This is a genomic window from Hydrogenophaga sp. PML113 (genome assembly GCF_001777155.1).
In the GTDB taxonomy this organism is placed as follows: Bacteria; Pseudomonadota; Gammaproteobacteria; order Burkholderiales; family Burkholderiaceae_C; genus Hydrogenophaga; species Hydrogenophaga borbori.
The window spans coordinates 102279-123279 of the sequence record NZ_MIYM01000006.1 but is presented as its reverse complement, the minus strand read 5'-3'; the positions used below and the strand labels follow the sequence as shown (position 1 = coordinate 123279).

Here is a 21001-nt window from a genome sequence, read left to right as displayed (position 1 = left end):
TTCAGCGCCGCGCGCGGCTCACCACTGCGGGCCGGCCCGGGTCTCGCGCCGGCCGGTGGCGCCCGAGAGTTCGGTGTAGAGCTCGAAGGACAGGCGGCCGAGCGCCGGGTCGGCCCGCGTCTCGGCGGTGCGCGGGCGCGCAATGTCCACCGCGCGGATGTTGGCCACGCGGCCGGGGCGCGGCGACATGACGACCACGCGGTCGGCGAGGAACACCGCCTCGGGGATGGAGTGGGTGACGAAGACGATGGTCTTGCGCGCGCCGCCGCCGGCGCTTTCGCCCCAGATGCGCAGCAGCTCGATGTTCATCTCGTCGCGCGTCATGGCGTCCAGGGCGCCGAAGGGCTCGTCCATCAGCAGGATGGGCGGGTCCATGATGAGGGCGCGGCACAGCGAGGCGCGCTGCTGCATGCCGCCGGAGAGCTCGCCCGGGCGCTTGTCGGCGAAGTCGCCCAGGCCAACCATCTTGAGCAGCGCGTGGGCGCGCTCGCGGTACTGCGCGGGGTTGCCGCCGGACAGCTCCACCGGCAGCAGCACGTTGTCCAGCACCGTGCGCCACTTGAGCAGCAGCGCGGCCTGGAACACCATGCCCACCTGCGGGATGGGCTTGTCCACCGGCACGCCGTCCACCACGATGCGCCCGCTGGTCACCGGGCGCAGGCCGGCGATGGCGCGCATCAGCGTGGACTTGCCGCAGCCGCTGGGGCCCACGAGGGCGACGAACTCGCCCTCGTGGATGCGCAGGGAGATGTCGCGCAGGGCTTCCACCGGGCCGCTGTCGGCCTGGTAGACCATGCCCGCCTGGTCGACTTCGATGAGGACCCGTGCGTTCACTGCGCTCACTTGACCGCCAGCGGCATCGCCACCTTGGTGAAGAAGGCGGGGTTGAACACGTCCTTGCAGTCCACCTTCTTCGGCAGGCCCATGTAGGTGTTCACGATGTCGGTGGACGCGCACATCTTCTTCTCGTCGATCCAGCCGATGCCGTTGTCGGCGTAGTTCTTGGTGCGCATCAGGTCGAAGCCCATCTGCATGTTGGCCTCGATGATGGCCACGTCGATCTCGGGCACGCGCTTCTTGAAGATGGCCAGGGCCTCCTTGGGGTTGGCCATCACGTCGCGCCAGCCCATGTAGGAGGCCTCGAGGAAGGCCTTGAGCTGCTGCGGCTTCTCGGCCATGGTCTTCTCACCCGCGATGATGGACATGGCGTAGAGGTCGAAGCCGTAGTCGGCCCATTGCAGGCGCACGGCCTTGCCCGGGCCCATGGCCTTGTCGTAGAAGGGCTGGCCGGTGGTGTAGTCGGCCACGCCGTCCACCCGCTTCTCGGCGATGGAAGCCACCTTGGCGGTGGGCTCGATGTTGACCCAGGTCACCTTGGCCGGGTCGATCTGGTTCAGGCGCGCGAAGGCGGGAAAGGCCAGGCGCTGGCTGTCGCCGGCGGGCGCGGCCACGGTCTTGCCTTCCAGGTCCTTGGGCTTGAGCAGCGGCTTGTCGGCGTGGCTGAAGAAGGTCATGGGCGTCTTGTCGAACACCATGCCGACCATCTTCACGCGCGCGCCGCGCGAGTTGGCCGAGATCACCGGCACCGCGTCGGCCAGGCCGGCGTCGGCGCGGCCGGTGTCGACCTTGGCGATGGAGTCGCCCGAGCCCTTGGAGTTTTCCAGCGTCACGTCCAGGCCGCGCTGGGCGTAGTAGCCCTTGTCGAGCGCCACCCAGTAGGCGGCGTGGTCGCCCACGGCGAACCAGTTGAGGGCGAAGGTGAACTTTTCCTTCGCCTGCGCGCTGGCCGCGGTGGGCAGCAGCGCGAGCAGCGCCGCGCAGACGGCGGCGAGGGGGGCGGCGATCCGGGTGGTCATGGTGTGTTCCTTTCGGAGGACGGGGTGGGGGGCGGACGGGGATCTGAACAGTGGGATGCGCTCAGCGCGGCGCCTCTTCGGCCCAGGGCGCGAGCAGGCGCGACAGCAGGGCCACCAGGCCATACAGCAGCAGGCCCAGCACGGAGATCCACACCAGCGCGGCGAAGGCGGCCGGCGTGTTCATGCTGCTTTGCGTGGTGATGATCACGTAGCCCAGGCCCTTCTGCGAGGCCACGAACTCGCCCACCACGGCGCCCACCACCGCCGAGGTGGCGGTGACCTTGAGCGCGCTCAGGATGTAGGGGTAGGCGTTGGGGATGCGGATCTTCAGGAACACCTTCCACTTGGGCGCGCTGAACACGCGGCCCAGGTCCACCAGGTCCTGGTCGATCTGGGTCAGGCCCACGGCGGTGTTGATGACCACCGGGAAGAAGCCGATGAGCGCGCCGATCAGCATGTTGGGCAGGATGCCGTAGCCCAGCCACATGAGGAACAGCGGCGCGATCGCCACCTTGGGCAGGGTGTTCACGAACACCAGGAAAGGCGTGAGCGCGCGCGAGATGCCCTGCGACCACGCGATGGCCATGCCCAGCGCCACGCCGGCCACGCCGGCCAGCAGGAAGGCGCCGAGGATCTCCACGCCCGTGATCCAGGCGTGGCTGAGCCAGGGGATCTCGTCGCTGAGCATGGACTGCCACACGGCGTACGGACCGGGCAGCAGGTACTCGCGGATGCCGAACACCGACACCGCCAGTTGCCACAGCAGGATGAAGCCCGCGAACAGGCCGATGGCGGGCAGGTAGTGAAGGGTCCAGCGCAGGGCCTTGTTCTGGTTCATGGGTGCTCCTGTGGGCGCGGCCGTCACGCGAGCCAGCGGCTCAGCCCCTGGGCCACGAAGGCGTCGTCGGCCAGGTCGGCGTGCTGGGCGCAGACGCGGTCGATGGCTTCCTTCTGCCCGGGGCTTAGGCCTTCGTTGGGGTCCAGGCACCAGATGCCTTCGAGCAGGCCCTGGCGGCGCAGCACCTCGTGGCAGCCGGCGATGCAGCCGTGGAAGTTGTTGGCAACGTCGAAGAAAGCGCTGTTGCAGTCGGTGACGCGGCTGTCGAGCGCCAGCATCTCGGCCGAGACCGCCGGCTCGCGCGCCGCCGCCTGGCATTGCTCGAGCAAACGCACCGCGCCCGAGGTCCAGACCGACCAGTGGCCGAGCAGGCCGCCGCGAAAGCGCACGGTCACCGGCTGACCGTCGCGCATGACGGTGAAGGGCGTGAGCAGGTCCAGCACGATGTGGTCGTCGTTGCCGGTGTAGAGCGTCACGCGGTCTTCGGCGCGCGCCTCGACCAGGCCACGCACCACGTCGAGCGTGCGGTAGCGGTGGAAGGGCGCGACCTTGATCGCCACCACGTTGGGGATGGCGGCGAAGCGCGCCCAGAAGGCGGCGCTCAGGCCCATGCCGCCCACGGCGGGCTGAAGGTAGAAGCCCACCAGCGGGATCTCCTGCGCCACGGCCTCGCAGTGGGCGATCAGGGCGTCCTCGCTCTGGCCCTTCATGGCGGCCAGGCTCAGCAGGCCGGCGTTGTAGCCCAGGCCCAGGGCCAGGCGGGCTTCGGCCACGGCCTGTTCGGTGCGGCCGCAGACGCCGGCCACCATGGCCAGCGGGCGGCTGGCCGGCACCCAGGCGCGCGCGTTGTCTATCGCCAGGCGCAGCACCTCCTCGAACAGGCCGACCTCGCGGATCGCGAACTGCGTGGTGTGCACGCCCACGGCCAGGCCGCCCGCGCCGGCGTCGAGGTAGTAGCGGCTGAGCGCGCGCTGGCGGCGCACGTCGAGCTGGCGTTGCGCGTTCAGCGCCAGCGGGTGGGCCGGGATGGCCAGGCCGCGCTGCAGCAGCGCCCGGGTGTGTTGGACTTGGGTGGCGCTCAGGCTCACTGGGTAACCTCCGTGCGGTGCACTGCGGGGCGAGCCCCTTCGGGCGCTCGGGTGGGGCTCATGGGACTCAACCAAATTCGGGGCCGGCGACGACGAACAGCCGCGGGTGGACGGCGGCGATGGGGGCGGCGCCGAGCGCCATGCGCGCAAAGCCGCGCTGGCGGACGAAGCCGTTGTGCTGCAGCCAGGCCGTCAGCGCGGTCCAGCGCTCGGGCACGTCGAGGAACACGGGGCCGCGCAGATCGGCCAGCGCGCGCCGCAGCAGCGACAGGGCCGAGGCCTCGTCGGGCGCCACCAGCGGCCCCAGCTGCGTGGCGCACAGGCCCTGGCGGGCCAGCACGAAGCCATGGCCGTCCGGCTCGACCCAGGCGCGCGTGCCGGGGCGGCGCAGAAAGTCGATCAGCAGCGCGCCGCGGTCGCAGCCATTGGCCAGCGCATCGAGCCGCGCGATGGTGATCGCGTCGGCCAGGCCGGTGCCGGGCGCCGGCGGCGCGGCCGCCAGCACGCCTTCCCAGCGCGCCAGCGCGAAGCCGGCCTCGAAGCCCAGGCGCGCGTAGGCCGGTTGACCGGCCGGCGTGGCGTCCAGCACCGGCGTCGCGTCCAGCGCGCGCAGGTGGGCGATGCCGTGCTGCACGAGCTGGGTGGCCAGGCCCTGGTGGCGCCACTCGGGCGCGACCAGCACCATGGAGATCCAGCCCAGGCCGCCGGCGTAGGGCAGCGCGGCCGCGGTGGCGACCAGGCGGTTCGCCTCGTTTTCGCGCAGGCCAAAAACCCGGCCCTGGCGCACGAACAGGCGCCAGTCCTCGGCGGTCTGGTTCCAGCCCGCCGCCTCCGACAAGGCCAGGCCATCCGGCGCGTCGGCCGGGCCCAGCACGACCAGGGTCAGGGCCTCAGAAGGCGCCATCCCTGACCTCGAACTTGGTCGGCTTGTTGAAGGCGGGCTGTTCGCGCTTCACCCAGTCGGCCACCCAGTCGAGCATGGCGCCCAGCGGCACCAGCGGGTAGCCGAACAGGCGGCAGGCCAGCGTGGTGTCCGACAGCAGGGCGGTGCTCGCCTCCTGGCCGACCACGCGGGCCGGCACGCCCAGGCGCGCCGCGAACTCGTCCACCAGCCAGCGCACCGACAGGGTCTCGGGCCCGGTGCAGTTGATCGGCGTGGCCGGCACCGTGCAGTGGCGCAGGGACCGCAGCACCTGCGCGTTGGCGTCGCCCTGCCAGATCACGTTCACGTGGCCCATGGTCACGTCCACGGCCTCGCCGCGGTGCACCTTGGAGGCGATGTCGTACAGCACGCCGTAGCGCATGTCGATGGCGTAGTTCAGGCGGAACAGGCGCCCGGGCGAGCCGTGCTGGGCCGAAAAGTACTCGAACATGCGCTCGCGCCCGATGCAGGACTGCGCGTACTCGCCCAGGGGCGCGGGCGGCGTCTTCTCGCTGGCGCCCTGGCGCCCCACGGTGGTGAGCGGGTAGATGTTGCCGGTGGAAAACCCCACGATGCGCGCGCCGCGGAAGGTGTCGGCCACCAGGGCCGGCACGTGCGTGTTCATGGCCCAGGTCAGGGCCTGGTTGTCCTTGGCCCCGAACTTGTGGCCGGCCGCGAAGACGATGTTGGGCACGCGCGGCAGGGCCTCGATGGCGGCGCGGTCCAGCAGGTTGGCGGTGATGGTCTCGATGCCCCAGGCCTCCAGGCGCTGGCGCACCTCGGGGTCGCTGAAGCGCGCCACGCCGATCACGCGCTTGTGCGGCGCGGCGTTCTTGGCCAGGCGCGCGAGCGTGGGGCCCATCTTGCCGGCCACGCCCAGGATCATGAGGTCGCCGTCCACCTGCGCGAGGTCGTCGATCAGGGCCTGGCTGGGCCGCGACAGGAACTCCTCCAGCGCCTCGACCGACTCGAAGCGCTCGGGCAGCTGCGCCGGGTCCAGCAGCGCGACACGGTGCTGGGGCGTTCCCCCGGATGGCTGGCTGTGCATGGAATCGCCCTTTCTCAAACTCGATGGAATGAGCATATGGGCGCGTTCCGGCGGCGTCAACCGTTTGGTTGAAATCGGGGATTGGGGTATGCGAGCATGGACGCCCGCCCCCGGCGGTGGCCTGACGGATCAGACGCGCAGGCCGGCCATGGCGAAGGCCACGACGTGCGCGCGGTAGGCGCTGACCGCGGCCGCCGACTGCAGCTCGCGATCGAAGATCGAGGCCAGGGTAAGGCGGTTGGAGAAGAAGAAGTACGACATGCCCGCGACCGAGATGTACAGCTCCACCGGATCGATGCCGCGGCGGAACACCTTGGCCCGGATGCCGCGCGCCAGGGTCTTGGCGATCAGCTCGATCAGCGGCGAGTTGGTGTCGCGGATGGCACTGGAGTCGCGCACGTGCGGCGCGCCCTGCGCGTTCTCGTGGTTGAGCAGGCCGATGAAGTCGGGGTGCTGCGCGAGGTAGTCGAAGGAGAAGCCGATGAGCGCGGCCATGGCCTCCTCGGGCTTCATGTCGCCCAGGTTCAGGCTGCGCTCCTGCGTCCGGATCTCGGTGTAGACCACCTCCAGCGCCGTGCGGTACAGGTCTTCCTTGCTGCCGAAGTAGTAGTAGATGAGCTGCTTGTTGACGCCGGCGCGCGCCGCGATCTCGTTGACGCGCGCGCCCGTCAGGCCCTTGGCGGAAAACTCCGCGCGGGCCGCCGCGAGGATGGCCGCGCGGGCCGCGCTGCTGTCGGCGTCGGGGTGGCTGGGGGCGGCGGCGCGGCGTGGGGCGGGCATCGTGGTCGGCGGCGGTGCGGGTGCGGTGCGCCGGATTATCGGCCGGGCCTTTTGCGCAGGGGGCGCGGCGTGTGCGGGCCCGCCGCGCCCGCTCAGCGCTGCGGGCCGAGCCGGTGCGTGAACGCCACCACCAGCGCGCTCACCAGGAAGAAGGCCTGCAGCTCCAGGCGCCAGCCGCCGCTGCTGGCCAGGCCCAGGAAGTGGCCCGAATGCACCAGCACCAGCGCCACCACCATGTTGATGGCCACCACCAGCGCGGCCGGCACCACCCAGAAACCCACCAGCAGCATCAGCGGCGCCACCACCTCGCCCAGGTACACCGCGTAGCCCAGGAAGCCCGGCAGCCCATGCGCGCTGACCATGCCCACGATGCCCGAGACACCGCCCGTGATCTTGGCCCAGCCATGGAACAGCATGAGGATGGCCAGGGTCCAGCGCAGCAGCAGCACACCGAAGCGCGGTTGATCGAAGAGGGCGTTGAGAGCGTTCATGAAACCTGAGAGCGGAAAAGGGAGAGACCGTCGGAAGTGACGAGGGGGCAGAGCATGCCACGGCCGAACGGTTCCCCGACCGCCGCGCTCGGCGACACCACCCTTTGCGTGACAGGCCCGCCGGCGCCGCCTCAGCTGGCGGCTGGCACCACCGCGCCCTGGCGGTCCACGGCCAGGCTCTTGTAGGCCTGCGCGTAGTGCTGGCGCATGTGCACCAGGTCCTTGAGGTAGCTGCGGCCCAGGGTCAGCTTGTCCGCCTCGCTGATGAGCTTGCCCGCGAGCTGGAAGAACTTGCGCTCCTCCTCGCGCAGGTGGTGGTGCACCTTGTCGCTCAGCCGCTTGGCCGTCGCCAGCCAGGCCGCGGTGCCTTTGTCGGGCACGCTCAGGTCCTCGCACAGCTCTTCGATGGTGTGGTGCTCGGCCAGGGCGTGGCGCGAGGCGCTGAGGCCGGGGTTGGTCATCAGCATCGGCACGTACAGGAAACGTTCCTCGGCCGCGGCGTGGGCCTCCAGCTCGACCTTCAATGTGAGGAAGACCGTGTCGCGGTCCTGGGGTTTGATGCGCACGAGCCGGCGGCACAGGCGGCGCTGCAGGTCGTGGCTCTGGCCCAGGGCGTCGAAGAGGGTCATGGAGGCCATGGAGCGGTGTTTGTGACAAAAGGGTTCCGTGTGACTTGATCGTCTCCACGCGACAGTCGCCCGTGCGTCGGACAGGTCCGACCCCGCCGTCGGCCCGCGCGCCGTGACGGCGTGCGCCGATTCCGACATCATTCGCGCCATGGACGACGCTTCCCAGATTCACATACCCGAGAGCTTCATTCGCCTGCAGACGCGCCCGGGCCAGCGGCCCGCCCCGCTGGCCCAGCACATCGCCCGCCGCTTCGAGGTCTGCGACGACATGGCCAACGCCCTCGTCACGCGCGCCCAGGAGGTTCAGTTCAAGCTCGGCATCACCGAGCCCGACGTGATCGACAAGGTGCTGGAGGGCCTGCTCGAACTGGCGGGCGAAGAGCCCGACAGCGTGCTTTCGCCCCCCGAGGCCCGCTGGGTGGTGTGCCACATGGCCGAGCAGCTGGGCTGGACCGAGCACCTGAGCCCCGAACTGCGGGCCATGGCCGGCGGGCTGCTGCAGTAAGCCGCCTCAGCCGATCAGCGCACAGCTTCGCCCGCATTCCGGCAGCGTGAGCAGGTGGTCGGTCCAGCCGTCCGCCCGCCGCGTGCGCAGGTAGGGCGTGTGCCCCGGCTCGCGCACCACCGCGAGGCGCAGGCGCTCGCCCGTCTTTCGGTCGAGCAGGTAGTACCCCTCGGTCCCCGACTCGATGCGCCGGACCATGGATTCGAGCGACAGCCGCCAGTGGTTGGCGATGTGGCCCAGGTGGCCGCGTCCGCAAGGCCGACGTGACCGTGGCCAAGAACTACCTCACAGCGGACGAGCTCGACCAGCTCAACCGGATCGTCGGCATGACCCTGGATTTTGCGGAGCTAAGGGCCAAGCAGCGCCAGAACCTGCGCATGGCCGACTGGCGGTCATACGTCGACAAGTTTTTGACATTCAACGAACAGCCCATCCTGCAAGGCAAGCCCCTACGCTCCGGGTGCAACAGTTGCTTGAGCAAATCCGGGAGCAAGGTGAACGTCCAGACGCTCGAGTTCGCCTCCCGACTTCGTGGAGCGAGTTTTTGGATTGGAGTAGCGAGACCCTTGAGGGCCGCGTGGTGCTATCTGCGCGGGCGCGTCGAGAAGTGAAAACTGCCGAGTATGAAGACCCGTCCTCTGCCGCAAACTGTCTGTTGTGGCTTGCGAACGAATACCGCGATTCGAGAATGAATGGAGCGGATGGAGATCTGCGCAAGCCACTAGGAGACGGCATACACAATGATCGATGCGGTTCAGATAGCTTTGAAATCGATTGGAACGATGGTCGAGTCTTGGTCGAATGGCATATCAAGAACGGGGGCAACACACGCGATCCTCGCCGCTGCCTGCGCATCTACTACTTCTGGGATGAGGCCGCTCAAACGGTAGTAGTAGCGTCAATGCCGGCGCATCTTCGCACTGGCGCAACCTAAGCATTCGATGAGTAAGTCGACATTCGTTGCAGACATTCTCTCGAATACCCGCAATCGTGCTGTCCTAGCCGCTTGGTCCCAGCTCGCCCTGCCCGATGGCTGGCTCGTTGCCGGCTGCCTGTTCCAGACCGTGTGGAACCTCAGTAGCGGGCGACCTGCGGAGGAAGGCATCAAGGACTACGACATTTTCTATTTCGATGGCGATGACTTGTCCGAAGCCGCCGAGGCTGCGGTGCAGGCCCGCGTGGATCGGGCGCTGGGCCACCTGGGCGTGAACATCGAAGTGAAGAACCAGGCCCGCGTACACCTCTGGTACCCGGAGCACTTTGGCCACCCGTACCCGCGCCTGCGACGCACCCAGGACGGGATCGACCGCTTCCTGGTCCCCGCCACCTGCGTGGCCGTCCGCCCCGCCAACGGGAGCGTCGAGGTCTATGCACCCCACGGCTTGGACGGTCTGTACGCGGGCGTGCTCACGCCCAACCCGCTGACGGACCACCGCGATCTCTTCCGCGCCAAGGCCGCTTCCTACCAGACGCGCTGGCCCTGGCTGCGGATCGAGGAAGCGGCGGCCGGTGCCCGTTGACCGCGCGGCGCGGCCTCACATCGCGATCTCGCCCCCCGGCGCCAAGTCCTCGTGCAGGCACAGGAAATTCCCCTCCGGGTCCTTGAACCACGCCGCCTTCTCTGCCCCCAGCACGCACACGTGGTCGACCGTCTTGAAGTCGGGGAAGTCGTAGTCCTCGAACACCACGCCGGTGCGCTTCAGGGCGTCGATGGTGGCGGCGATGTCCGCCACCTGGAAGCTGATGGCGGTGTGTTCGGCCTTCGTGCCCTCGGGTTTCGGGAACAGCGCCAGCGTGCTGCCGCCCACGCGGTAGACGAACTTGCCGTCCGGTCGCAAGCCGCCGGGCACCAGGCCCAGGCGCTTCTCGTAGAACTCACGCGCCCGCGCCATGTCGATGACCGGGAGCATGGTGGTAACCGTCGCATTGGCCAACATACCCACTCCTTTCGCCGGGTTCAGGGGCGCTGCGCCGCAGGAGCCGCCGGGCTCGTGGAGCCAGCACGCCAGCATAGGCCTGTCGGAGCGGACAATCCAGCCCATGCAGCTGCGCCCCGAACACCCCACCGACGCCCCCGCCATCGCCTCGCTGCTCGCCCAGGCCTTCGCCAACCACCCCCACAGCGCCGGCACCGAACCGGCCATCGTGCGCGAGCTGCGCGCGGCCGGCGCGCTCACGCTCTCGCTGGTGGCCGTGGACGGGGCCGATGGCCTCGTCGGTCACGTCGCCTTCTCGCCGGTCACCATCGCCGGCCGCGCCGGGCGCTGGTACGGCCTGGGGCCGATCTCGGTGCGGCCGTCGCGGCAGCGCTCGGGCATCGGCGCCCGCCTGATGGACGAAGGGCTGGCGCGCCTGCGGGCCCTGGGCGCCGAGGGCTGCGTGGTGCTGGGCGAACCGGCCTACTACGGCCGCTGGGGTTTCGTGGTGCACGAGGGCCTGGTCTGTCCCGGCGTGCCGCCCGAGTACTTCATGGCCCTGGCCTTCGGCGGCGCCGCGCCGCGCGGCGAGGTGGCGTACCACGCGGCGTTCTCGGCCACCGCCTGATCGGTCGGCGGCGCTCAGCCGGTCTCGATCCCCAGGCCCTCGATGAAGCCCTCGCGGCGCGCCAGCGCCTGCAGGGCCTTGTCGCCCAGTTCGCGCGCCACCAGGTTGATCAGGCCTTCGCAGAACACCACGTAGGCGCCCATGCTGTTGCTGATGAAGCTGCTCTCGTGCGGGATGAAGAAGGCGTGGCGCGCGGGCGGCGCCAGCGGCGAGGCGCGCGTGTCGGTGATGGCGATGACGTGCACGCCGGCGGCGGCGGCGGCGCGCGCCACGTCGGCCACCATGCGGGTATAGGGCGCCACGCTGCAGACGATGAGGGCGTCGCCCGGCGACATCTGGGCCAGGCTTTCGGCCACGCCCAGGCCCGGGCCGTCGGCCAGCGCGACCTCGGCGCGCAGCATGCCCAGGCCGTAGGTGAGGAAGCTGGCGATGGAGTGGATCTGCCGCAGGCCCAGGATGCGCACGTGCGGCGCGCGCGCCAGCAGGCGCGCGGCCTTGCCGAGTTCGGCCTCGTCGAGCTGGCCCAGGAAGGCGTCGACATTGCGGATGGATTCCTGCGCCAGCTTGGCCACCACGCCGCGCGCGGTGCGCGGGCTGTCGGCCGAGGCGTCTTCCAGCAGGCGGTGCGCCTGCTGCGTGTAGAAGTGCGGCCCGCCCTGCAAGGCGTGCTCGCGGAACACGGCCTGGAAGTCGGTGAAGCCGCCGAAGCCCAGGCGGGTGGCCAGGCGCGTGAGGGTGGAGGGGTTCACGCCCATGCGCTCGCCCAGCTCGGTGATGGTGCTGAGCGCCACGTCCTTGGGCTGCTCGACCAGCCGCGCCAGCACCGCCAGCGCCTTGCCGCCGAGCGAGACGCTGGCGTCGCCGCGGCCGATGGCGACGACGAGCGCGCGCAGCCCGTCCACGGTGGTCGCCACGGGCGGAGCGGGTTTCGGCATGGGTGGGGGCGGCGCGGTGAGGGCTACAGGCGAAGGGCGTCGCGCATCCTAAACGAGGTTTCGCGGCGGCCGCCCGTGCGCACCACCCAGTCCACCTGCGTGGGCCCGAGCGTGAAGCTCGCGGTGGCCAGGGTGTTCTCGTGGTCGCTGTCGTCGGCCCGGTCGCGGTAGATCGGGTAGCGCGGGTCCTCGGCGTCGAACAGGATGTCGAGCGGGTCGACGGGCCCGGCCCCGCGCTGGCGCAGCAGCTCGTCGCCGCGCAGCTGGCGGTGGCCGGACGAGCCGGTGACGATCTGCGACCGGTGCGCCATGGCCGCATGCACCATGTGGTTGGCGTGCACCGCCGGCCGCTCCACGGCCTGCACCGAGACCAGGGCGTCGTTGAATTCCACGCTGACGATGCCGGGCCGCCCGGCCTGCGCCAGCGTGAGGTGGAAGCCGCCCGCGCGCGGCGCGGCGCGCAGGCCCTCCAGCGCCGCGTCCACGCCGGGCGCGTCCAGCAGCGCGCGGGTCAGCACCATGCGCGGCAGGCCCGTGCCCGCTTCCAGCGCGCGCAGGTTGTTCACCGTCACCACCAGGCCGCCGGCCGTGGCCGCGAAGGTGTGGCCCGGCAGCGAGCCAGGGTAGACGAACGAGGCGAAGCGCGCGCCGCCGCGGACCACGACCTGCGCGATGGCGCAGTGGCCCTGGAAGGCCGGGTCGCCGTCTTCGTTGTGGGCCACCACGGGCGCGGCGCCGGGCGCTGCGGGGGGCAGCTGCACCGTGGTGCAGCCGTCGGGCGCCATGGCCCAGAGGTCGCCGCGGCAGTTCCACAGGAACACCTCGTCGGCGGGCAGGCCCAGGCCATCGGCCAGGCCCTGCAGCTCCTGCCAGATGGCGGGGTGGTGGGCGCGCACCAGCGCGGCCATGGCGGTCACGCGCGGGTGGCCGCGCCAGCGCATGACCGTGGCCCAGGCGGGCGAGGCCTGCGCGTAGCGTTGCAGGGCGGCCGCGCCGAAGCGGCCCAGGGCCTGGCCCACCTCGAACGGGGAGCCTTCGAGTTGCAGATGAGCGAGCATGCGGTCCGCTATTCGACGTGCTGCAGGAATTCGCGCAGCCGGGGGTTGCTGGGTTGGTCGAGCAGTTCGGCCGGCGGGCCGTCGACGGCGATGTGGCCGTGCTCCATGAAGATGAGGCGCGTGCCGACCTTGCGCGCGAAGGCGATCTCGTGCGTGACCACGATCATGGTCATGCCCTCTTCGGCCAGGGACTGCATCACGCGCAGCACCTCCTGGCGCAGCTCGGGGTCGAGCGCGGAGGTGGGTTCGTCGAACAGCATGAGCTTGGGCTTGACCGCGAGCGCGCGCGATGGCCACGCGCTGCTGCTGGCCGCCCGAGAGTTCGCTCGGGTAGTGGTGCTGGCGCTCGGCCAGGCCCACCTTCTTCAGCAGGGCCTGGGCCTCCTGCTCGGCCTGCGCGCGCGGCGTGCCGCGCACCTGGCGCGGGCCGAAGGCCACGTTCTGCAGCGCGGTCATCTGCGGGAACAGGTTGAACTGCTGGAACACCATGCCGGCTTCCTGGCGGATCTCGCGCACCGTGGACGGGCCGCCGCGCACGCTGCGGCCGTCGACGATCAGGTCGCCGCCGTCGATGGTCTCCAGCGCGTTGATGCAGCGCAGCAGCGTGGACTTGCCCGAACCCGAGGGGCCGATGAGCACCACCACCTCGCCCTGGCCGATGCTGAGGTCGACGCCGTCGAGCACCACAGTGGCGCCGAAGCGCTTGCTGACCTTCTGGAACTCGACCATCTTCATAGGATGCGCATCCGTTTCTCGACCGTGCGCAGCGCGAAGGTGAGCGCGCCGATCAGGCACAGGTAGATGAGGGCCACGGCGCTCCAGATCTCCACCGCGCGGAAGTTCGCGGCCATGATCTCCTGGCCCTGGCGCGTGAGCTCGCCCACGCCGATGACGATGAACAGCGAGGTGTCCTTCAGGCTGACGATGAACTGGTTGCCCAGCGGCGGCGTCATGCGGCGAAAGGCCACCGGGCCGATGACGAAGGCCAGCACGCGCCACGAGGGCAGGCCCAGCGCCAGCCCGGCCTCGCGCAGGCCCTTGGGCACCGACAGGAAGGCGCCGCGCACGATCTCGGCGATGTACGCGCCCGAGTTGACGACGATGGAGGTGACCGCCGCCGTCATCGGGTCGACACGGATGTCGGCCAGCACCGGCAGCGCGAAGTAGATGAACATGACCTGCACCACGATGGGCGTGCCGCGGACCAGTTCGATGTAGAGGAAGCCCAGGGTGTTGAGCAGGCGGTTGCCGTAGGCCCGCATGAGGCCGAAGACCAGCCCCACCACGGTGCCGCCCAGCAGACCCGCCACGGTGATGAGCACCGTGAGCTTGGCGCCCTGCAGCAGCGCCGGCAGGGCGTTGACGATCACCGAGACGTCGAAATCCATGGTGAAGCTCTGGCGTGAGGTGCGCGCGCTCGGGCGATCAGGGCTTGGGCGGCTCGGTGCCGAACCACTTCTTGTAGATGGCGGTGTAGCGGCCATCGGCCTTGATCTTGGCCAGCGCGCCGTTCACCTTGGGCACCAGCGGGCTGCCTTTGGGGAAGCCGATGCCGTACTGGTGGGCCATCATCTGCGTGCCCACCACCTTGACCTTGCCCTTGCCCGCCGTGTTGGCGAAGTACAGGACGTTGGGCGTGTCATGCATGGCGGCGTCCACGCGGCCGGTCATGAGCTCGAGGTAGGCGTTGTCGATGTTGGGAAACTGGCGCAGCTCGGTGCCCTGGAAGTTGGCCTTGGCGTAGTCGGCGGCCGAGGTGCCGGTCTTGATGGCCAGGCTCTTGCCCTTGAGGTCCTGCGCGCCGTTCACCTGGCTGTTGGCCGGCACCAGGATCATGAAGCCGCTGTCGTAGTAGCCGTCGGAGAAGTCGATGACCTTCTTGCGCTCGTCCTTGATGGTGATGCCGGCGAGCGCCACGTCCACGTTCTTGGTCTGCAGCGCGGGCAGGATGCCGTTGAAGTCCATGGGCTGCAGGCGGTAGCTCAGGCCCAGCTCTTTGGCCACGGCGTCCCACAGGTCGATGTCGAAGCCCACGTACTTGTCGCCCTGCTTGAACTCGAAGGGCACGAAGGCGGTGTCGGTGGCGACCACGAGGGTCTGGGCCTGGGCGAGGGCGGTGGTGCCGCCCAGGGCGGCACACAGGGCGGCCGCGAGCAGAACTCGGCGATGGGTCTTCATGCGGGAATCCTCGGGAAGGGTGGAACGCGCATCAAAACGGGGAGTTCTTGATGCACCAAGACGATGCACTTGAAATTTGCAAGACCATCGACTACGCAAATTTACTTGCATTGCCAGCCAAATGCAAGCGCCGCGTGCAGGACACGCGGCGCCCGAGGCGAGCAGGGGTTTCGGCGCGGGGCTTACAGCGCCCGGGCCTGCACCGTGCCCCCGGAGCGCACGAACAGGCCCGCGCCCAGGTGGTGGATGGTCTGCAGTTCGGCGTTGCGCTCGTCGAACCGCCAGCGCCCCTCGGCGAAGATGCGCGGGTCGGCCGCGGCGGCCACCACCTCGGCGAAGCAGGTGTCGTAGGCGTCCTCGGTGTGCCGCTCGGGGATCAGGCGGCATTCGAGCCAGGCCGCGCAGCCCTGCTCGATGAGGGGCAGGCCGAGCACCGGGCCGGTGACGGTGCCGATGCCGTAGCGCGCGAACTTGTCGCCCTCGCGCCCGCTGTGCTGGCCGACGCTGTAGGTGAGGTCCGCGAGCGCGAGGCCCGGCAGGCACAGGCCGAAGCCGCCGCTGGCCTGCGCGAGTTCGCGCGTGAAGGTGCTTTTGTCGATCACCACCGCGATGCGCGGCGGTGTGAATTCCACGGGCATCGACCAGGCCGCCGCCATCACATTGCGCCGCCCGCCGTGCGCGCTGGTCACCAGTACGGTGGGACCATGGTTGATGAGGCGGCTGGCGTGCTCGGGCCGCACAGGCTCGAAGCGGCTGGCGTTCACTTGGCGAACAGCTTGTTGATGTCGCCGAAGGCCTTCACCTCGATGGCGTTGCCCGAGGGGTCGAGGAAGAACATGGTGGCCTGCTCACCGGGCTGGCCCTTGAAGCGGATGTAGGGCTCGATCACGAAGGTCGTGCCCAGGCTCTTGAGGCGCTCGGCCATGGCCTCCCAGTCGGCCAGGGGCAGCACGATACCGAAGTGGCGCACCGGCACGCCGTGGCCGTCGACCGCGTTCACCGCCGCGCCGCCGCAGGCCTCGGGCGCGAGGTGGGCCACGATCTGGTGGCCGTAGAAGTTGAAGTCGATCCACTCGGGCGAGCTGCGGCCCTCGGGGCAGCCCAGCATGTCGCCGTAGAAGCGGCGCGCGGCGGCCAGGTCGTGCACCGGGAAGGCGAGGTGAAAGGGCGACATCGGCGCGGGGTTGGTGCTGGGCGCGCGCATGGTGGGGGCGGGGGCGGCGGTGGCGGTGTTCATCGGCGGTCTCGTGGGTGGGATGGAAAGCCGCGATGCTAGGCCCTGCCGAGCCAAAAGAAAATCAATCGTTTTTTGAACCGAGCACAAGTATTCTTTGTGCATGATCCGCGAACTCAAGACCTTCGTTGCCGTGGCCCGCGAGGGCACCTTCGCCGCCGCTGGCCAGCAGATCGGCCTGACGCAGGCGGCCGTGAGCGCGCAGATGAAGCGGCTGGAAGACGAACTGGGCTTCACCCTGTTCGACCGCACCGGCCGCGCGGCGCGGCTGAACCGGCGCGGGCGGCAGACGCTGGCGCAGGCGCAGGCCCTGATCCAGCTCTACGGCCAGCTCGGCTCGCGCCAGCGCACCCAGGCGCCGGCGGTGTTCGTGGCGCTGGGCGCCATCGCCTCGGTGCAGCAGGCCGTGCTGCCGCAGGCCCTGGTGAAGTTCCACCGCCAGCTGCCGGGCAGCCGCACGCGCGTGGTGCCCGGCGTGTCGACCACGCTGCTCAACGCGGTGGACGCCGGCGATCTCGACGCGGCGCTCATCATCCGCCCGCCCTTCGCGCTGCACAGCGACCTGCGCTGGACGCCGCTGGCGCGCGAGCCCTTTCGCCTGCTGGTGCCACGCGCCGCGCCACCGGGCGACTGGCGCGCGCTGATCGCGGGCCTGCCCTTCATCCGCTACGACCGCAGCTCCTTCGGCGGCCGGCAGGTGGACCGTTTCCTGCGCGCCCAGGGTCTGGCGGTGCGGGAGGTGTGCGAACTCGACGAACAGGAGGCCATCGTGCGGCTGGTGGCGGCGGGCCTGGGCGCGACCCTGGTGCCGCAGACCACCGACCGGCGCCGCTGGCCCGCCGGCGTGCGCGCGCTGGACCTGGGCGCGCACACCTTCCACCGCGACATCGGCATCGTGCACCGCGCGGACCTGCCCGAGGCCACGCGCCTGCTGGCGGACCTGATCGCCGAGGCCTACCGGGAGCCGCCGGGCCGCGCGGGCTGAGACCACGCCACCGGGCCACGCCGCGGCGCCGCGTGTGGGGTTCGCTCAGGCCGTGGCCGCCGCCGTCAGCCCCAGCTTCTTGGCCATCTGCTCGCGCAGCACGAACTTCTGGATCTTGCCGGTGATGGTCATGGGCAGGGCGTCGACGAACTCGACGTACGCCGGCACCTTGTAGTGCGCGATCTGCCCCTGCGCGAACGCGCGCAGCTCGTCGGCGCTGGCCTGCTGGCCGGGCTTGAGCACGATGCAGGCGCACAGCACCTCGCCGTACCTGGGGTCGGGCACGCCGACCACCTGCACGTCCTGCACCTTGGGGTGGCGGTAGTAGAACTCTTCCACCTCGCGCGGGTACACGTTCTCGCCGCCACGGATCACCATGTCCTTGAGGCGACCCACGATGTTGACGAAGCCCGCCTCGTCCATGGTGGCCAGGTCGCCGGTGTGCATCCAGCCCTCGCTGTCGATGGCCTCGGCGGTCTTCTCCGCGTCGCCCCAGTAGCCCTGCATCACCGAGTAGCCGCGCGTACAGAACTCGCCCACGGCCCCGCGCGGCACGGTGCGGCCCTCGGTGTCGACGATCTTGATCTCCAGGTGCGGCTGCACGCGGCCCACGGTGGACACGCGCCGCTCCAGCGGGTCGTCCACCGCGCTTTGCGTGGACACCGGCGAGGTCTCGGTCATGCCGTAGGCGATGGTCACCTCGCCCATGTGCATCTGGCTCTGCACGCGCTTCATCACCTCGATGGGGCAGGGCGAGCCGGCCATGATGCCGGTGCGCAGCGTGCCCAGGTCGGTGCCGGCGAAGTCCGGGTGCTCGAGCACGGCAATGAACATGGTGGGCACGCCATAGAGCACGGTGCAGCGCTCGGCCTGCACGGTGCGCAGCACGGCCTGCGGGTCGAAGGACTCGCTTGGGTAGACCATGGTGCTGCCGTGCGTGACGCAGGCCAGGTTGCCCATGACCATGCCGAAGCAGTGGTACAGCGGCACGGGAATGCACAGCCGGTCGGCCGCCTGCAAGCGGATGGCCTCGCCCACGAAGTAGCCGTTGTTGAGGATGTTGCGGTGCGTGAGCGTGGCGCCCTTGGGGTGGCCCGTGGTGCCGGAGGTGAACTGGATGTTGATCGGGTCGCGCGCCTTCAGGCGCGGGCCGATGGCGGCCAGGCGCTCGCGCAGCGCGGGCGTGGCGCGCGCGCCCACGTCGGCGAAGTTGAGCATGCCGGGCGTGCGCTCCTCGCCCAGGCGGATCACCCAGCGCAGCTCGGGCAGCGCGGCGGCCTGCAGCTGCCCGGGCGCGCAGCGGTCGAGTTCGGGCGCGACGCCGCGCAGGATGGCCAGGCAGTCGCTGCTCTTGATCGCGGGCGCCAGCACCAGGGCGCGGCAGCCCACCTTGTGCAGCGCGTAGGCGAGTTCGCTGGCGCGGTAGGCGGGGTTGATGTTGACCAGGATGAGCCCGGCGCGCGCGGTGGCGAACTGCGTGAGCGCCCAGGCGCTGCAGTTGGGCGCCCAGATGCCCACGCGGTCGCCCGGCTGCAGGCCCAGGGACAGCAGGCCGGCGGCCCATTCGTCGGCGCGCTCGCGCAGTTCGGCCCAGGTCCAGCGCACGTCTTCCTGGGGAATCACCAGCGCCTCGCGGTTCGCGTGCTCGCGCGCGGTGGCGTCCAGCGCGGCGCCAATGGTGTCTTCGCGCAGCGGCGGCTGGCTGGCGCCGCGGGCAAGGGATTCGGTCTCGGTGCTCATGGTATTCACCTCCGTTCGGTGCAGGGCGGGGCTGGCCGCCTGGAGAGCGGTCTGGCGGCGCCCATGGGCTTCTCTGGGGCGAATGGGCATGTTCGCGCCGGCGCCGCGCGGGCGCACCCTCGGGCAATCCCCAGGCCCGGGTGTTCCGTGCTGGAACACCCCGTGGCGTCCCGTGTCGCGAGGTGGAACTCAGCGGCCGGGGCGACGGAAGGCGCGGCGCGCCCGGTCCACCGGAGCCCGCACCACGCAGCCTTCGGCGTGGTCGTTGATCAGGCCCATGGCCTGCAGGAAGGCGTAGACGGTGGTCGGGCCGACGAACTTCCATCCGCGCTTCTTCAGGTCCTTGGACAGCGCGATGGACGTGGCCGAGGTGGAGGCCGTCTGAGGCAGCGCCAGTTCGCCGGGCCCGGGTTCGTGGCGCCAGAAATAGGCGGCGAGCGAGCCCTCGGCCTTCACCATCTCCTGCGCGCAGCGCGCGTTGTGGATCACGGCCTCGATCTTGCCCCGGTGCCGCACGATGCCCTGGTCGGCCAGCAGGCGTTCGACGTCGCGCTCGCCGAAGCGCGCCACGCGGTGGAAGTCGAAGCCCTCGAAAGCGGCGCGGAAGTTCTCGCGCTTGGCGAGGATGGTTCGCCAGCTCAGGCCCGACTGGAACGCCTCCAGGCTGAGCTTCTCGAACAGGCGCTGGTCGTCGCCGACCGGAAAGCCCCATTCGGTGTCGTGGTAGGGCAGGAACTCGGGCACGCCCGCGCACCAGCGGCAGCGCGGGCGGCCATCGGGGCCGTTGATGGTCTGGCTCATGGGGGCGGCGTTGAAGAACGGGGACGGCGCGATTGTGGCGCGCCGCGCGCGATCAACGCAGGGCCGCGGGCAACCAGGTGGCGATCAGCGGGAAGGCCACCAGCAGGCCCAGTCGCAGGAAATCGGCCAGCAGGAAGGGCAGCACGCCCACGTACATGCGGCGCAGGGGCACGTTGCGCACCAGGCCGTGCATCACCATCACGTTCAGGCCAATGGGTGGGCAGAACAGGCCGATCATGATGACGGTGACGTTGACGATGCCCCACCACAGCGGGTCGTAGCCCCAGGACACAATCAGCGGCAGCACGAAGGGCAGCGTGATCAGCATGGTGGCCACCTCGTCGAAGAAGGCGCCGAGAACGATGTAGACCACGAGGATCATGGCGATCACGCCCCAGGGTGGCAGGCTGGTGGCATTGACCGCCGCCATGAACAGATCGGCCACGCCGCTGACGGTGACGAAGTAGTTGAACGCCGAGGCGCCGATCACCATCACGTAGATCATGCCGGTGACGCTGGCCGTCTCGCCGATGAGCTTGAACACCTCGGCGCGCTGCCAGCCGCGACGCAACAGGTAGGCGGAGAAAGACAGCACCGCGCCCACCGAGGCCGCCTCCAGCGCGGTGAAGACGCCGGCATAGATGCCGCCGATGACCAGGCCGGCGAGCGCGATGACAAAGAGCGACTGGCGCACGGCGACCAGGCGCTCGGCCCAGCTCAGGCGCGGGCCGGCGGGCATGGCGTCGCGGCGGAGCAGGCCGTAGAGGATCACCGCCACACCGTAGAACACCACGGCCATGAGCGCGGGCAACAGGGCGGCGATGTAGAGGTCGATGACGAAGGTCTCGGCCAGCACCGAGTACACCACCAGGATGATGGAGGGCGGCACCAGGATGCCCAGCGTGCCGCCCACCGCGATGGTGCCGGCCGCGAAGTGCGGCGGGTAGCCGCGCGCCAGCATTTCGGGATAGGCCACGCGGTGCATGGTGCCGACGGTGGCCAGCGACGAGCCGCACAGCGCGCCGAAGCCCGCGCAGCCACCCAGGGTGGCCAGGGCCAGGCCGCCGCGCCGGTGGCCCACGAAGGCGTCGGCCAGGCGGTAGAGGTCGGTGGACAGGCCGGCCGCGCTGGCGAAGTTGCCCATCAGCAGGAAGATGGGGATCAGCGCGAGATCGGCGCTGGCAAAGGACGACGCGACTTCGCCGCCGAACATCGAGAGCGCGGGCTGCACGCCCACGATCGCGGCGAAGCCCGCGGCGCCCGAGACCATCATGGCCACGCCGATGGGCACCTGCAGGAGGATGAGCGCGAACAGGCCGACAAAGCCGAACAGGATGATGGTGGTGGAGGACATGGTGTGCGGCCTGGG

25 protein-coding genes and 1 pseudogene are annotated in these 21001 nt (G+C 70.2%); 5 read left to right on the top strand and 21 right to left on the bottom strand.

Going from position 1 to position 21001, the window contains the following annotated elements; translation table 11 throughout:
• Positions 1 to 18: 18 nt before the first annotated feature.
• From BHU06_RS13305 to BHU06_RS13265, 9 genes are all read right to left on the bottom strand, one after another.
• On the bottom strand, positions 19 to 834 hold the full coding sequence (locus BHU06_RS13305) for an ABC transporter ATP-binding protein (RefSeq protein WP_239478220.1): 816 nt from the start codon (positions 832 to 834) through the stop codon (positions 19 to 21).
• Positions 835 to 839: 5 nt separating this feature from the next.
• Positions 840 to 1856, bottom strand: a complete 1017-nt coding sequence (locus BHU06_RS13300; protein ID WP_070399672.1) for an ABC transporter substrate-binding protein — start codon at positions 1854 to 1856, stop codon at positions 840 to 842.
• 61 nt (positions 1857 to 1917) lie between these two features.
• Entirely contained in the window at positions 1918 to 2694 is a 777-nt protein-coding gene (locus tag BHU06_RS13295; protein ID WP_070399671.1) for an ABC transporter permease, read from the bottom strand.
• Positions 2695 to 2717: 23 nt separating this feature from the next.
• The gene (locus tag BHU06_RS13290; RefSeq protein WP_083293224.1) at positions 2718 to 3782 is read right to left on the bottom strand and encodes a dihydrodipicolinate synthase family protein; all 1065 of its coding nucleotides are present in this window, start codon (positions 3780 to 3782) and stop codon (positions 2718 to 2720) included.
• Positions 3783 to 3849: 67 nt separating this feature from the next.
• Positions 3850 to 4686, bottom strand: coding sequence for a GNAT family N-acetyltransferase (locus BHU06_RS13285; RefSeq protein ID WP_070399670.1), 837 nt, complete (start codon positions 4684 to 4686; stop codon positions 3850 to 3852).
• Positions 4673 to 5752, bottom strand: coding sequence for an NAD(P)-dependent oxidoreductase (locus BHU06_RS13280; protein ID WP_139147068.1), 1080 nt, complete (start codon positions 5750 to 5752; stop codon positions 4673 to 4675). Before BHU06_RS13280 ends, BHU06_RS13285 begins: the two co-directional genes overlap by 14 nt.
• 129 nt (positions 5753 to 5881) lie before the next feature.
• Positions 5882 to 6532, bottom strand: coding sequence for a TetR/AcrR family transcriptional regulator (locus BHU06_RS13275; RefSeq protein ID WP_070399669.1), 651 nt, complete (start codon positions 6530 to 6532; stop codon positions 5882 to 5884).
• Between the two features lie 92 nt (positions 6533 to 6624).
• The gene (locus BHU06_RS13270) at positions 6625 to 7023 is read right to left on the bottom strand and encodes a DoxX family protein (protein ID WP_070399668.1); all 399 of its coding nucleotides are present in this window, start codon (positions 7021 to 7023) and stop codon (positions 6625 to 6627) included.
• Between the two features lie 131 nt (positions 7024 to 7154).
• Positions 7155 to 7661: a hemerythrin domain-containing protein gene (locus BHU06_RS13265; RefSeq protein ID WP_254668169.1), complete on the bottom strand. Its 507-nt coding sequence runs from the start codon at positions 7659 to 7661 to the stop codon at positions 7155 to 7157.
• A gap of 139 nt (positions 7662 to 7800) precedes the next feature.
• Here BHU06_RS13265 and BHU06_RS13260 point away from each other — a divergent pair, with 139 nt between their 5' ends.
• A complete protein-coding gene (locus BHU06_RS13260; RefSeq protein ID WP_070399852.1) occupies positions 7801 to 8157 on the top strand; it encodes a hypothetical protein in 357 nt (118 codons plus the stop codon).
• 6 nt (positions 8158 to 8163) lie between these two features.
• Here the strand turns inward: BHU06_RS13260 and BHU06_RS13255 are convergent, their stop codons facing one another.
• Complete coding sequence (locus tag BHU06_RS13255) at positions 8164 to 8355, bottom strand: hypothetical protein (protein ID WP_083293222.1); 192 nt, start codon at positions 8353 to 8355, stop codon at positions 8164 to 8166.
• 2 nt (positions 8356 to 8357) lie between these two features.
• On the opposite strand from BHU06_RS13255, the gene rhuM reads away from it, so the two are divergent.
• Positions 8358 to 8768 carry a RhuM family protein gene (gene rhuM / locus BHU06_RS22535; protein WP_139147067.1) on the top strand — a complete coding sequence of 137 codons (411 nt, stop codon included), beginning with the start codon at positions 8358 to 8360 and terminating at the stop codon, positions 8766 to 8768.
• Between the two features lie 330 nt (positions 8769 to 9098).
• The gene (locus BHU06_RS13245) at positions 9099 to 9677 is read left to right on the top strand and encodes a nucleotidyltransferase family protein (protein WP_070399666.1); all 579 of its coding nucleotides are present in this window, start codon (positions 9099 to 9101) and stop codon (positions 9675 to 9677) included.
• Positions 9678 to 9692: 15 nt separating this feature from the next.
• Here the strand turns inward: BHU06_RS13245 and BHU06_RS13240 are convergent, their stop codons facing one another.
• The gene (locus BHU06_RS13240) at positions 9693 to 10094 is read right to left on the bottom strand and encodes a VOC family protein (RefSeq protein WP_070399665.1); all 402 of its coding nucleotides are present in this window, start codon (positions 10092 to 10094) and stop codon (positions 9693 to 9695) included.
• A 103-nt stretch (positions 10095 to 10197) separates the two neighbouring features.
• Between BHU06_RS13240 and BHU06_RS13235 the strand changes: the two genes are divergently transcribed.
• A complete protein-coding gene (locus tag BHU06_RS13235; RefSeq protein WP_070399664.1) occupies positions 10198 to 10701 on the top strand; it encodes a GNAT family N-acetyltransferase in 504 nt (167 codons plus the stop codon).
• A 14-nt stretch (positions 10702 to 10715) separates the two neighbouring features.
• Here BHU06_RS13235 and BHU06_RS13230 read toward each other — a convergent pair whose 3' ends face one another.
• From BHU06_RS13230 to BHU06_RS13200, 7 genes and pseudogenes are all read right to left on the bottom strand, one after another.
• On the bottom strand, positions 10716 to 11636 hold the full coding sequence (locus BHU06_RS13230) for a MurR/RpiR family transcriptional regulator (RefSeq protein WP_070399663.1): 921 nt from the start codon (positions 11634 to 11636) through the stop codon (positions 10716 to 10718).
• A gap of 23 nt (positions 11637 to 11659) precedes the next feature.
• Positions 11660 to 12694, bottom strand: a complete 1035-nt coding sequence (locus BHU06_RS13225) for a C45 family peptidase (protein ID WP_070399662.1) — start codon at positions 12692 to 12694, stop codon at positions 11660 to 11662.
• 8 nt (positions 12695 to 12702) lie between these two features.
• Positions 12703 to 13429: pseudogene (glnQ, locus tag BHU06_RS13220) on the bottom strand (glutamine ABC transporter ATP-binding protein GlnQ).
• Positions 13426 to 14082, bottom strand: a complete 657-nt coding sequence (glnP, locus tag BHU06_RS13215; protein ID WP_070399661.1) for a glutamine ABC transporter permease GlnP — start codon at positions 14080 to 14082, stop codon at positions 13426 to 13428. Before glnP ends, glnQ begins: the two are co-directional and overlap by 4 nt.
• Positions 14083 to 14119: 37 nt before the next feature.
• Positions 14120 to 14872 (bottom strand): glutamine ABC transporter substrate-binding protein GlnH, encoded by a 753-nt coding sequence (gene glnH, locus BHU06_RS13210; protein WP_070399660.1) that lies wholly within the window; start codon positions 14870 to 14872, stop codon positions 14120 to 14122.
• 182 nt (positions 14873 to 15054) lie between these two features.
• The gene (locus BHU06_RS13205) at positions 15055 to 15636 is read right to left on the bottom strand and encodes a flavin reductase family protein (protein ID WP_070399659.1); all 582 of its coding nucleotides are present in this window, start codon (positions 15634 to 15636) and stop codon (positions 15055 to 15057) included.
• Positions 15633 to 16076: a VOC family protein gene (locus BHU06_RS13200; RefSeq protein WP_070399851.1), complete on the bottom strand. Its 444-nt coding sequence runs from the start codon at positions 16074 to 16076 to the stop codon at positions 15633 to 15635. The genes BHU06_RS13205 and BHU06_RS13200 overlap by 4 nt, the downstream gene beginning before the upstream one ends.
• A 133-nt stretch (positions 16077 to 16209) precedes the next feature.
• Between BHU06_RS13200 and BHU06_RS13195 the strand changes: the two genes are divergently transcribed.
• Positions 16210 to 17091, top strand: a complete 882-nt coding sequence (locus BHU06_RS13195; RefSeq protein ID WP_070399658.1) for a LysR family transcriptional regulator — start codon at positions 16210 to 16212, stop codon at positions 17089 to 17091.
• Between the two features lie 45 nt (positions 17092 to 17136).
• Here BHU06_RS13195 and BHU06_RS13190 read toward each other — a convergent pair whose 3' ends face one another.
• The 3 genes from BHU06_RS13190 to BHU06_RS13180 all read right to left on the bottom strand — a co-directional run bounded on the left by BHU06_RS13190 (position 17137) and on the right by BHU06_RS13180 (position 20986).
• Positions 17137 to 18831 (bottom strand): AMP-binding protein, encoded by a 1695-nt coding sequence (locus BHU06_RS13190; protein WP_070399657.1) that lies wholly within the window; start codon positions 18829 to 18831, stop codon positions 17137 to 17139.
• A gap of 189 nt (positions 18832 to 19020) precedes the next feature.
• Positions 19021 to 19632: a DNA-3-methyladenine glycosylase I gene (locus tag BHU06_RS13185; RefSeq protein ID WP_070399656.1), complete on the bottom strand. Its 612-nt coding sequence runs from the start codon at positions 19630 to 19632 to the stop codon at positions 19021 to 19023.
• Positions 19633 to 19684: 52 nt separating this feature from the next.
• The gene (locus BHU06_RS13180; RefSeq protein ID WP_070399655.1) at positions 19685 to 20986 is read right to left on the bottom strand and encodes a TRAP transporter large permease; all 1302 of its coding nucleotides are present in this window, start codon (positions 20984 to 20986) and stop codon (positions 19685 to 19687) included.
• Between the last annotated feature and the right edge of the window lie 15 nt (positions 20987 to 21001).